Genomic DNA, 12,490 nt, shown 5'->3' with positions numbered 1-12,490 from the left:
CTTTAAGTGACTGCAATTGCGTCAGGGCGACCCTTTACAAAATAATGTGCAGCGCACCATTCAACCATAGGAAGGCGCATCACCGGATCCAACAATCCAAAGGTGTTGCGCCGTCCCATCCGAAAATTCCAGATCAGACAATTCCTGCGTCGCGCAGTTTGGCAATTTGATCGTCACTCAGGTCGGCGACCTTGCGCAGGATTTCGTCGCTATGCTGTCCCAGCATCGGCGGGGCTTTTTCATCCGTAATCGGCGTTTTGGAAAACCTGATCGGATTGCCAACCGTCGGCACGGTGCCAGCCGTCGGGTGATCAAGATGTTTGACCAGACCACGATGTTTGACCTGCGGATTGTCAAAAACACGATCAAGGGTATTGATCGGCCCGCACGGCACATTGGCCTTTTCAAGGGCGGCGATCCATTCATCGGTGGTTTTCAAAACCATGGCCTGACGGATTAATGGCACCAGCGTATCGCGGTTGGCAACACGATTGCGGTTGGTGGCATAGCGTTCATCAGCCGGTAAATCGTCCAGCCCCGCCACCGCACAGAAACTTTTGAACTGGCTGTCATTGCCGACAGCCAGGATCAGATAGCCATCGGCACTCGGGAAGGCTTCATATGGCACGATATTGGGATGCGCATTACCCAGACGGCCCGGCGCATTGCCGGTTGTCAGGTAATTCATCGCCTGATTGGCAAGAACAGCGGCCTGCACATCAAGCAGGGCAAGATCAATATACTGGCCTTCGCCAGTTGCATCGCGATGACGAAGTGCCGCCAAGATACCGATCGTCGCATAAAGCCCGGTAAAGATATCGGCAACCGCCACACCGACCTTCATCGGTTGGCCACCCGGGGCGCTATCGGGCGCACCGGTGATGCTCATCAGGCCGCCCATGCCCTGGATCATGAAATCATACCCCGGGCGATCCTTATAGGGGCCGTCCTGACCAAAGCCGGTGATCGAACAATAAACAAGCTTGGGATTGAGGGCCGACAGGGTCGCGTAATCAAGACCGTATTTGGCAAGACCACCGACCTTGAAGTTTTCCAGAACCACATCGCTTTGGGCCGCGATATTGCGAACTATTTCCTGACCTTCGGGTTTGGTGATGTCAATCGTCAGCGACTTTTTGCCACGGTTGGCCGTCAGATAATAGGCGGCCTCGGTGGTGTCATTGCCATTGGCATCCTTGGCAAAGGGCGGGCCCCAGCCGCGCGTATCATCACCGGCACCGGGACGTTCGATCTTGATGACCTCTGCCCCCATATCGGCCAGGGTCTGGCTGGCCCATGGTCCGGCCAACACACGCGAAAGATCAAGAACACGAAGCCCGGAAAGTGCGCCAGTCATTTGAATATCCCGAAAGTCGATTTGGAAACATGTCGCAGAATCAAAACGGGCGGCAACATTGCTGCTGCCGTCCGGTAAAAACTTGATCAGCCTTCGGCGGAGAAGGCCTGAATGCCGGTCTGTGCACGGCCCAGGATCAGGGCATGAACATCGTGGGTACCTTCGTAGGTATTGACCGCTTCAAGGTTCATCGAATGACGGATGACATGGAATTCATCCGCAATACCGTTACCGCCATGCATGTCACGGGCAACACGGGCAATGTCGAGTGCCTTACCGCAGTTGTTACGCTTCATCAGCGAAATCGCTTCCGGTGCGCCTTTGCCTGCATCAAGCAGACGGCCCAGCTGAAGCGCACCCTGAAGACCAAGGGTGATTTCGGTCTGCATGTTTGCCAGTTTCAGCTGGATCAGCTGATTGGCGGCAATCGGACGACCGAACTGTTTGCGATCAAGGGTATATTGACGTGCCGCATGCCAGCAGAATTCAGCCGCACCCATTGCGCCCCACGCGATGCCGTAACGGGCCTTGTTCAGGCAACCGAACGGACCGCCAAGGCCCTTGGCATTCGGCAGCATGTTTTCTTCGGGCACGAAGACATTGTCCATGACGATTTCGCCGGTGATCGACGCACGCAGCGAAAACTTGCCTTCGATTTTCGGTGCGGACAGTCCGTTCATGTCCTTTTCAAGGATAAAGCCGCGAATGACGCCTTCGTCATCCTTGGCCCAGACGACAAAGACGTCGGCGATCGGGCTGTTGGTGATCCACATTTTCGACCCGGTCAGGGTGAAGCCACCCTCGGTCTTGCGGGCACGGGTTTTCATGCCGCCCGGATCGGAGCCATGGTCCGGCTCGGTCAGGCCAAAGCAGCCGACGAATTCACCGGTTGCCAGTTTCGGCAGATATTTCTTGCGCTGTTCTTCGCTGCCATAAGCAAAGATCGGATGCATCACCAGCGAGCTCTGAACCGACATTGCCGAACGATAGCCGGAATCAACGCGTTCGACTTCGCGTGCAACCAGACCATAGGCCACGTGGTTCACACCCGGTCCGCCGTATTCCTCGGGGATGGTCGGGCCAAGCAGGCCAAGTTCACCCATCTCGGTCATGATTTCACGATGGAAAATTTCATGACGGTTTGCTTCGAGAACGCGGGTTTGCAGGTTTTCCTGACAATATGCACGGGCCGCATCGCGGATCATGCGTTCCTCTTCGCTCAACTGCTCTTCAAGCAGGAGCGGATCTTCCCAATGAAACGGTGCGCGGCTTGCCATTTGCCTGATCCTTTTATGAATTTTTCGATAGAAAGCAGGGGCAGCGCCATAGAAGGGCGAGATGACGCTACCCCTGTAAGCTTATTTGCTTATGCCGTTAAGCTAGGAATTGGCAGACAAAGTTGCAAATGATAAAAGCGATGAAGTTTATGCAAAAAACTCATAAACTTTGAGATATCCAACAAGTCAAAGGTGACGATTGAGCCGTCGTATCCCCAGTCTCAAGGCACTAAGTTGCTTTGAACAAACCGCCCGGTTCGGCAGTGCGTCGCGCGCGGCTGATGAGTTATATCTGACCCAAAGCGCGGTCAGCCGGCAGATTCAGGGGCTTGAAAACTGGTTGGGATGCAAGCTTTTTGCCCGCGAGAAGCAACGTCTTGTCCTGACACCCGAAGGGGAAAGTTACCTGCAATCCATCCGCCCGGCCCTTGATCAGCTGGAAAGTGCGACCCTGACCGTTCTTTCGGGCGGATCGGAAAGCGGGGTTCTGACGGTGGCCGCCCCGCCAACATTCGGATCGCGGTGTCTTATTCCCTTATTGCCGCAATTTCGCACCAAGCATCCGGAAATCGCGATCAATTTCATCTCACGGATCGGAATGCCCGATTTTGATCGCGAACAGATCGATATCGCGGTTCTGTTTGGTCAGGGCAGTTGGACCGATCTTGAAGCCCATATCCTGCATGGCGAGGAAATGGTGCCGATTTGCGGCCCGCAATTGATTGCCAATCTGGATCATCCGCCTTCTGCCGATGACCTGCGCCATTTTCCATTATTGCATATTGCCACCCGCCCGCGTGGCTGGGCCGATTGGCTTGATGCCAGCGGACTGCGTGATATCGACGGCGAAAACGGCCCGAAATTCGAGCATTTCACCATGGCCATGCAGGCCGCAGCAGCCGGGCTTGGCGTCGCACTATTGCCGACATTCGCGATCGAGGATGAACTTAAATCGGGCCGGATCGTTGCCCCGTTTGGCCCGCCAAAGGCAAGCCCGTTTCATTATTACGCCTGCTGTCCATCATCACGCGCACGCCTTCCCAAGATCCGCGCCTTCATGAACTGGCTTGATCAGCTTGATACGGCATCACAGCTGGCGGGAAAAACGGCGGGTACGAAAACCTGATGGATGGCAAAGGCAAGGATCAAACGATCAGCTTGCCTTTTGGCTGGTAAGAGCGCGAATGGCAGACATGCCGCGGCGGCGCAAAACATCTGCGTCTTCGGGGCCATCAACGATTTCAAGCAACCGCACTGTTGCCATCAGATTGCGTTGTGCATTGGGGATTTCTTCGGGCGTCAAACGGCCCATGCCGTCAACACCGGCACGCCCGATCTGATTGAGCTTTTTCTTAAGCTCAACCACTGCCTTGGCAGCCGAACTTTGTGCGGCCAGCACATCCGAAATCCGGGCAGTTTCCGCGATTGCTTCGGCCGACTTTTCCGCGGCCAAGACTTTTTCATCGTCAAAATCCTGCGCAAACAGCGGTCGCGCCAAGCCCTTCACGCCGGAACCGGGCCCCTGCCGGACTTCCATTTTGGGCAGTGCGTCAATCACGCGTTCCGGGGTTGCACCAAACATCGTATCGGCCAGAGCGCGCGACACCCGACGGCGCGTTTCCAGAAGCTTTTCACCCCAACGGCCATCCTTGCGAATTTTGAATTCGCGGGTGATGCGGGTGAATTCGGATGCGTACCAGCGCGCCAGCGACAGGATATGTGCCTCATCCTTGCCGGTGACAACACCCTGTTCGATCTCGGTCACGGTTTCTGCCAGCAAATCAATGATCAGGTCGCCGGTCTCGGCCAGGTTGGTCTTTTCAATCGTGCTGTCATCGGCCTTGGTCGACAAAACACGGATCAGTTTGAACAGTTCACTTGGACGCAGCAACCGGGCAAGTACGGCCAACAGGAACATCGGCTCGAACCCGGGTTTGTTTTTTGAAATTTCCACAAACCGGTCACGCAGCCAGGTAACGTCATTGGCATCAAGACCCCTGATCGGCGCCGACGGAAAACGTGCACGCACCTGGGCGATTTCTTCGCCCACATTCAGAATACGGCCGACTTCGGCAAAGGCCTTCAGATGGACACGCGATCCAAGGCTTGTTGCAAGGGCGCGTTCTTCCTTTATCCCGCCGTGGGACCGGGCGATCTGATCTTCGATGATCCGTGCCCCTGCCTTCCACAGCTTGCTTTCGGCTGCGGCAAGGCTTGTTGTATCGCGCTTGCCCGCCGCCGCATCAATTTCCTTCATGGCCTCGGCAAATTCCGGGTCATTCGCACCGGTGACCACCCGCCAGATCGGAATCAGGGATGAACGACTGATGCGGATGCTTTTTTCACTGGCCTCGCCCGACGTCAGAAGATCTTCGAACGGATCGCAGAATTGACGCATTGGGGTCGGATAGCGTTCCGGTTTGAGCGATGCAAGACGCGGACGCAGGATTTGCAAAATGGTTTCATGGGGGAGCGGCAATTTGGGGTCTGCGCGATCGCTTTCAATCGCACGGGTAAATCGTGCGATTTCAGAACCGCTTAAGGATTCAAACAGTTGCCCGAGTTGCGAAACACCAAGATTACCTGCCTCTTCAATCTTCATGCAGACTGTCTCCTGAAGCGTTCGAGACGATCCACCATATCGGCATCAATTTCCCCACTGCCCAACTTGCGCAATTCACCGGCCCACAGCATCTGGTTGACACGAATATCGATCCAGAATTGCTGTTCTGCGGTCGTAATTTCCTCGACCGGGAGTACAGGTGCGAAACTTGCGACTTCTTCGATGATCTCGCGCTGCTTCACCCGATCTGCCACCGGTCTTTTATGCCACAGGTCGATCATTTCCTGCCAGCCATCAAGAAGCCACCACAATTTTTCGATGGTCTTGCCGATATCCTGCTTTGCCCGTTCCCAATCGGTCAGAACCTTGCCCAGTTCACGGTTCCAGCTATCGACTTCCTCGACACATTTCAGGGCATGCTTATAGGTCGCGGTTGTCGCACTCGAAATACGTCCGGCCATAAAGCGGAAATCGGATTGTTCGGAATTTGCCCATTCCTCGACGTCATTTGCAAATTTAGCAAGGCCGTTGGTCAGCACCCGCAGCGGTCCCTTGCAGCCATCAAGCTCAAGCCCGACCGGGGCGATCATTGTGCTCCATTCGCCAAGGCTGTCGATGATGGTGTCATTGGCGACTTGATGTTCGGATGCAAAGCGGTTCAGGGCCTTGCGCGCGCGGACCTGACCTTCCATGGTCAGCAATTCTTCGCGCTGCATATCCTGAACGGCGCTTCCGCCAAGCTGACGCAGTGCCTGATGCAGGACAGCCAGTTGCCCCAATTCACGCGATGATTTTTCCGACCCGCCGCGCTCAATCGCGGTTCTTGCCAGTTCGACCCCGCCAACGCCGGTTACCGCAACCGCACGCGCCTGTTCAAGAACGGTGCCCGGGCGAATGTCTTCTAGTTCCAGCAAACGGTCAAACAGCATGCGGTCATGCACGGAAAGATCAAAAACCTCGCGCAGGGTATCAAGCGGCAATTCATAAGTCCCCAGACCACCGGCAAGGCCAGGCAGCATGATCATGGATCGCCCGCCTTTGCCCGCCGCCACACGCGCATAGCGCAGGGTTTTGGTCGTAAACGGGGTCCGGACCCCGCGCGACAGAAAGGTGTTGGGCAAACATGCCAACGGGTCTTCCGGCGCCTGGGACGGTTCAGGAGTTTTATGACTGACGGATTTGACGATCTTCTGTTTGGTCATTCTGGGCTTTGGTCAACCTGTGCGGCGCTATTGATTTTCGCCATATGATAAGCGTGTTACAGCCAGATGGCAGACTGTCGGGTGCAGTGCAGACCGGCCTGTGCAAACACACAAATCCTACATTTGTTACTCAGCATAAATTAACCCGACAAGTTGACAATAACATTAACAACCTTTCGCAAGTTTTGCGGCATCCGACTGCCGACCGAGAGTGCCATTCACCCATGGCCGGGATCAAGACCTTATAGGGTTTCCTGCGACTTTTCCCAGGTTTTGACATAGACCTTCCATTCCGCACCATCAGGGATTGAGTCGTCCACCGCCAGGAAATCGTGACTATCGATCATGACGGCCACTTCGTCTGTTTCGACCGGCGCTTTGATCATTTTTTCCTGATAGGATTTCGGATGCGGACCGTGCGGAAAGCCACTTGGATGGAATGTTGCCATGCCGGCCTTTATTTCCCCGCGGCTGAAGAATTCACCACGATGATAAAAGACAAATTCGTCCATATCCTCGTTGGAATGATAGAACGGCACACGCAACATACCGGATTGGCCTTCACCGACCTTGGGCACAAAGGTACTGACTGAAAACGTGCTGGCAACAAATGTACAATAAGCTGCTGGCGGGACCTTGTGCCCCGACCCATTTTGCCGCCTGAGATCACGCCAATTCAGTTTGACGACACACAGATCACCTTCCCAGCCGGCGGCATCAAGCGGGTTATAGGGATATGTCAGCGTTGACACCTGACCTTTGCGTTTGATGTGAATTTCCCAGAATGCATCATCCTGCTGGGCGCGAAATGCGTCATCGATGCGCGGCACGGTGAACATCATCGGGTCAAGTGGCGTGCCACCGGCCATGGTGCCGGGATCAGGCAATCCAAACGCATCGGCCGTTGCCTCGATCAGCATGAACTCGCAATGACCGGCCGGCTCCACCCGCCAGGCAGTGCCGCGCGGCAGCAAAATATAATCACCGTCCCGATAGGGCAAATGCCCGTAATCGCAAAATAGCGCCCCCTCACCATTATGGACGAACATCAGGGTGTCACCATCGGCATTGCGTGACAGGGCATGCATTTTGGCATCGGTTTTCCAGTAACGGACTTCCATGCTGTCACTGCGCAAAATGCGCCTTGCCTGTAACGGGCAGGCCGGACCGGGGGCGAGCTTTGCCAGATCAAAGGCCCGCGGACGCAATGGTCCTTCAAACGTTGCCCAGCCGACCGGAGGATGGCGATGATAGATCTGGGCTGACGGCCCCTGAAAACCCTTGCGTCCGATATGCCTTTGATAGGTTGGCTGATCAGATCGCGTATCGGATTGCGGCGTGCAGGCACCTTCGCTGTTGGGAAGCCTGATCCAGTTTGTCATTGTTTCCTCCCGGCCCTGTATTATGGCATTGCGGCCCGTTATGTTCAGAGCAGTCGCACATAATATGGATATGAGAAGAAACCTGATGGCTTTCAAGCTATAGGCGTGAAGACCAGAACGGATCAAAATCCGCACACAAAGGCCTGAAAGGATGGTGCGCCCGACAGGATTCGAACCTGTGGCCCCCAGATTAGGAATCTGGTGCTCTATCCTGCTGAGCTACGGGCGCACACCACAAAAGTGGCCTTCAATTAGCAGCAATTCTGCCGATGATCAATCCGGGAGGTTATCATATGACCGATCGCAGGGATGCTTGGCTCCCCTCGTACCAATCGGTGATCAAGACCGCAAAAGCAACAAGAGCCTTGGGAAGAAGTTTCTCTTTCCAAGGCTCTTGCTGATTATTCCATTCGGTCTTTTCAGACTGACGCAATATGCGTTGATCAGTCAAAAAGGCGATCAATCGGGAAGGAATAGGTCAGAGAAAGGATTTCTGTGCCCGGGTTTTCGTCGCCGATGCTGGCGTTCGAAATGTGGGCAATCCCGAGGCTGAGACGTTCGTGGCTGTCGAAGCGGAAGCCAAGTTCAAGACCGGAACGGAATTCGATCCAGTGTCCGAGGTCTTCGCCATTTCCCTGATGGTAAGCACCGACCGAGGTATAGACGCTCGAGACGAAATGGTCACCCCAAAGCACGTCAACCGCAAGCCCGCCATACCCATGAACCGCACCTTCAGACGTTACCATAACGCCGCCAATCGGGCGGGTTACGTCAAACATCGCATGCTGGGCGCGGTAATTGATGCGGAATTCGGCAGCTTCTTCATCCTGAGTGATATCGACCATGCCGGTCGAGAATTCGAGAAGCCCGGAATCTTTGTCATTGCCAAGAATTTCTTGCGCAGATGCCGCGTTTACAAAGCCAAAAAAGACGCAAACTGCAAGCAGTTTCCCCAAAGTCATTTTCATTAATCAAGTCCCCACTGGATCAATACGTCGGACATACTAACCAAGCATGCGGCAAACTCAACCACACATTGGTGTAAATACATCAATTTCCCGCAAAATTTTTGCCATCGAATGAATCGGTTGCCCGGACAAGCTCGCGAACAATCCCCGGTTCACTGGCTGCATGCCCGGCATCGTCAACAATCACCATCTTTGATCCGGCCCATGCATTGTGCAGTTCAAATGCCGACATTGGCGGACAGACAACGTCATAGCGTCCCTGCACAATGACAGCAGGCAAATGGGAAATCCGGTTCAAATTCCGAAGAAGCTGATCTGGTTCGAAGAAGCAGCGATGGACAAAATAGTGATGTTCAAGCTTTGCCAGCGCGAGTGCGATTTCATCGCCTTCGAAATCTTCGACCAGACCGTGATCCGGCAAAAGAGTACAGCAGGTAGCTTCATAGGCCGACCAGACACGTGCGGCATCAATCGCGGCATCTTCGCCATCCTTGCCTGCGAAAATCTCGGCATAGCGATCCAGCATTCGCTGCCAGCCGGGATGCGCGTCAAATCCGGCGGTTGCCAAGAAACTGCGTTCGACTTCGGGGAAAAATCGGCCCATGCCATCCATGAACCAGGCAATTTCGGTTTCACGACCAAGGAAAATGCCGCGCAACACAAAGGCCAGAACGCGATCCGGGCATGCCTGACCATAGGCCAGCGCCAATGTCGATCCCCAGGACCCGCCAAAGACCAGCCATTTATCAATCCCCCGACTTTCGCGCAGCGCTTCGATATCACCGATCAAATGGTCGGTGGTGTTGTTTTCAAGGCTTCCGAACGGCTTTGATTTTCCGGAGCCGCGCTGATCAAACAAAATGACGCGGTATTTTTCCGGGTCGAAAAATCGGCGACTATTGGGAGAAATCCCGGCCCCTGGCCCACCATGAAGAAATATGACCGGAATACCGTCGGGGTTGCCGACTTCTTCCCAATAGATTTCGTGACCATCGTCACGTGACAACATCCCCGTCATTCGGGGCGCAATTTCGGGATAGAGCACGCAGGAACCTCTTTGTGTCTGAGCGGAAACGAGAATGTGCAATTTGCTGGTGGCAACGCATATCTAGAAGTCTCATGACCGGGGGAACAAACACAAGCCTCTATTCCGGTTGAACACAAAGCCAGTCCGGATTTTCCAAAGAGACATAGGGGCCACCGCGACTTTCGATAATGCCGCGCACCCGGACTTTCCGCCCGGACCAGCGATCCATCACCTTTTCGAAGTTGTCGCCCCCTGCGATGCTGCGCCGAACCGCATCATCCAGTGCAATGGTAAAATCGCTGCGCCAATTGTCCCCGAAATTCAGGTAGCTGCGCCATTCCTGATGCTCGACCGAGCGAACGACCCCATCAACAACCACAAACCGGCCAATCGCATCCTCTACCGACGGGATACCCGATGGTGGCGCACCATCCCACTCAGTACTTGCTGTTACAAAATAGGCATGACGGGTATCCCGGATTGACCAGATACCTGCCCTTTGGCGGATCGCGGTATCTTCGGCATCCATCAAAGATCCGACATCAGAACCGGTCTGCGGCAATGCCATCACCAGGCCGGCCAAAAGCAACCGTTGCGACCATGGCACACTGTTGTCGCCACCAAGCCCGCCAGAAGGCCTGCTTGTGATCCATGCCGGTCGGCGCCCCAGAAAATCCGGATCATCCAGAAGCAAAAGCGCCTTGTCACTTTCGCGAGACGTCGTCTGAAGCCAATTCAATGCCAGATCTTGGTATTCCGGGACAAATTCGACATCGGCCAGTCGAAACGTCACATCTGGCAAGTCGGAAGCCGTTAGTTGATCAACGCGGTGAATATCGACTTGGGATATTTCATGCCAGTTGCGATCGGCCTGATCAGACTGCACGGATTTTGCAATGTCATGATTTGCCGCAACACCGCATTGCCAATCCGGACCGGCATGACCATCAATGGGAAACAGAGTCCCAATGGTTATTATTGTTGCGAGCAGAAACCGGCAGGAAAAGCCGGCCTTTGGCATGACCGTAAAATTTCCCCATTTTGGATGTCTGTTCGAAAACTGTGAATCTGTTGAATGATCTTGGAACACGCGCTACCAATTCCCACTTGGTTTCGCTGACAACGACCTGCAGCTTACGCGGCAGAGCGACATGAGGAAAGGTATCAATGAGCTGGTTTAAGTTCAGTCCCAACAAGCACCTGATGGCACTTCTGACTGCTGTTGCGCTCAGTACGGCACTTGCTGGCTGCTCGACCAACCGCGCAACAGGTGAGGACAGCTTCACCGCCTTTATGTCGCCTGACGAGGAAAAGAAAATCGGGTCGCAGGAACACCCGAAAATGGTCAAGGAGTTCGGTGGCCAATATACGGAAAAGGATCTGCAAAGCTATGTCACCGAAATCGGTGAAAAGCTGGTTGCCGTTTCCGAAACCCCGAATGAGAAATTCACCTTCACGGTGCTTGATTCCCCGGTGGTCAACGCATTCGCCCTGCCGGGCGGGTATGTCTATATCACGCGTGGTCTGGCCGCCCTTGCCACCAACGAAGCTGAACTGGCTGGTGTCATTGCCCATGAAATAGGTCACGTTGTCGCCCGCCATTCGGCACAGCGATACAGCCGTGGTGTCCTGACCCAGATTCTGGCCGGTGGCCTGTCAATTGCGATTGGCAACGGGGCTGGCGAACTGATCAATACCGGGGCGAGCGCCTATCTTAAATCGTTCTCGCGTGAGCATGAATTTGAAGCCGACATGCTTGGCGTGCGCTATATCACGCGGGCCGGGTACGATCCGGATGCCATGGCGACATTCCTTGAAAAACTGCGCGCCCATTCGCGCTTGCAAGCGGTTCTCGCCGGGCGTTCGGCCGATGATGTTGACCAGTATGACTTTATGGCAACCCACCCGAGAACCCTTGACCGTATCGAGCAGGCCCATCAAAGCGCCAATGTCACCGCAGTTCAGAATCCCGAACTTGGCACGGTCCGCTATATGACAGCGATTGATGGTATCCTTTATGGGGATGGCCCGGATCAGGGCTATGTTCGTGGCCGGGAATTCGTCCATGTTCCCCTTGGCTTCCGGTTTGAAGTGCCCGAAGGCTTTACCATCAACAACCAGCCATCCGCCGTCATTGCGACCGACGGCAAAGGGGCGCAGATTGTCTTTGAAGGCGCACCAAAGGCCAAGGACACCCGACTGGATCGTTATCTTGAAAGCGGCTTCTCAAGCAAGATTTCGCTTCGCGATGTCGAGATGATCGATATTAACGGGCTGGAAGCTGCCACCGGCAGCACGGATGTGTCCCTGCGATCGGGATCGGCAAGATTGCGCGTGGTGGTCATCCGCCATGGCGATTCCGCCTATCAGTTCCTGTTCATCACCCCGCTTGATCAAACCGAAAGTTATAACCTGCCCCTGCGGCATACGACCTATAGCTTCCGGTCGCTGAGCACGAACGAGAAGAAGATCTATACCCCGCTTCGGATCAAGGTCCGTGCTGTGAACCCGGAATATAGCTTGCAGACATTTATCGACGACATGCAGGTTGACCGCGCACCGGCGGAAACCTTTGCCACCATTAACGGATTGCGCGAGGGCGAAGCCCCTGAAACCGGATCCCTGGTCAAGGTTGTCCGTCACTAGACGCAAGCAGGCCAAAACAGCAAAAGGCAGCATGAAAATGCTGCCTTTTTTGGTCGAAACAGACCAGA

The 12,490-nt window shown here is 54.7% G+C and carries 11 protein-coding genes and 1 tRNA gene; 3 read left to right on the top strand and 9 right to left on the bottom strand.

Annotation, left to right across the window (positions count from 1 at the left end):
- Positions 1–133: 133 nt before the first annotated feature.
- Positions 134–1,357: a CaiB/BaiF CoA transferase family protein gene (locus tag CU041_RS01475; RefSeq protein ID WP_101245487.1), complete on the bottom strand. Its 1,224-nt coding sequence runs from the start codon at positions 1,355–1,357 to the stop codon at positions 134–136.
- 86 nt (positions 1,358–1,443) lie between these two features.
- Positions 1,444–2,634 (bottom strand): acyl-CoA dehydrogenase, encoded by a 1,191-nt coding sequence (locus CU041_RS01470; RefSeq protein WP_101245486.1) that lies wholly within the window; start codon positions 2,632–2,634, stop codon positions 1,444–1,446.
- Between the two features lie 199 nt (positions 2,635–2,833).
- Between CU041_RS01470 and gcvA the strand changes: the two genes are divergently transcribed.
- A complete protein-coding gene (gene gcvA, locus CU041_RS01465; protein WP_101245485.1) occupies positions 2,834–3,760 on the top strand; it encodes a transcriptional regulator GcvA in 927 nt (308 codons plus the stop codon).
- A gap of 27 nt (positions 3,761–3,787) precedes the next feature.
- Here gcvA and CU041_RS01460 read toward each other — a convergent pair whose 3' ends face one another.
- From CU041_RS01460 to CU041_RS01430, 7 genes are all read right to left on the bottom strand, one after another.
- Positions 3,788–5,236 carry a hypothetical protein gene (locus CU041_RS01460; RefSeq protein ID WP_101245484.1) on the bottom strand — a complete coding sequence of 483 codons (1,449 nt, stop codon included), beginning with the start codon at positions 5,234–5,236 and terminating at the stop codon, positions 3,788–3,790.
- Positions 5,233–6,399 (bottom strand): hypothetical protein, encoded by a 1,167-nt coding sequence (locus tag CU041_RS01455; protein WP_233432972.1) that lies wholly within the window; start codon positions 6,397–6,399, stop codon positions 5,233–5,235. The genes CU041_RS01460 and CU041_RS01455 overlap by 4 nt, the downstream gene beginning before the upstream one ends.
- A 242-nt stretch (positions 6,400–6,641) precedes the next feature.
- Entirely contained in the window at positions 6,642–7,781 is a 1,140-nt protein-coding gene (locus tag CU041_RS01450; protein WP_101245483.1) for a homogentisate 1,2-dioxygenase, read from the bottom strand.
- 152 nt (positions 7,782–7,933) lie between these two features.
- Positions 7,934–8,010 (bottom strand) — tRNA-Arg (locus CU041_RS01445).
- 214 nt (positions 8,011–8,224) lie between these two features.
- Positions 8,225–8,749 (bottom strand): acyloxyacyl hydrolase, encoded by a 525-nt coding sequence (locus CU041_RS01440; RefSeq protein WP_101245482.1) that lies wholly within the window; start codon positions 8,747–8,749, stop codon positions 8,225–8,227.
- An 82-nt stretch (positions 8,750–8,831) separates the two neighbouring features.
- Positions 8,832–9,794, bottom strand: coding sequence for a prolyl aminopeptidase (gene pip / locus CU041_RS01435; protein ID WP_101245481.1), 963 nt, complete (start codon positions 9,792–9,794; stop codon positions 8,832–8,834).
- A 100-nt stretch (positions 9,795–9,894) separates the two neighbouring features.
- Positions 9,895–10,569, bottom strand: a complete 675-nt coding sequence (locus CU041_RS01430) for a hypothetical protein (RefSeq protein ID WP_170310071.1) — start codon at positions 10,567–10,569, stop codon at positions 9,895–9,897.
- A gap of 24 nt (positions 10,570–10,593) precedes the next feature.
- On the opposite strand from CU041_RS01430, the gene CU041_RS20520 reads away from it, so the two are divergent.
- Positions 10,594–10,842 (top strand): hypothetical protein, encoded by a 249-nt coding sequence (locus CU041_RS20520; protein WP_170310070.1) that lies wholly within the window; start codon positions 10,594–10,596, stop codon positions 10,840–10,842.
- Positions 10,843–10,943: 101 nt separating this feature from the next.
- A complete protein-coding gene (locus CU041_RS01425; RefSeq protein ID WP_101245479.1) occupies positions 10,944–12,422 on the top strand; it encodes a M48 family metalloprotease in 1,479 nt (492 codons plus the stop codon).
- Positions 12,423–12,490 lie beyond the last annotated feature (68 nt).

The organism is Thalassospira povalilytica, assembly GCF_002844235.1.
GTDB classification, from domain to species: domain Bacteria; phylum Pseudomonadota; class Alphaproteobacteria; order Rhodospirillales; family Thalassospiraceae; genus Thalassospira; species Thalassospira povalilytica.
Note: the sequence above shows the minus strand (reverse complement) of the source record. Positions and strands in the feature narration are given on the sequence as shown.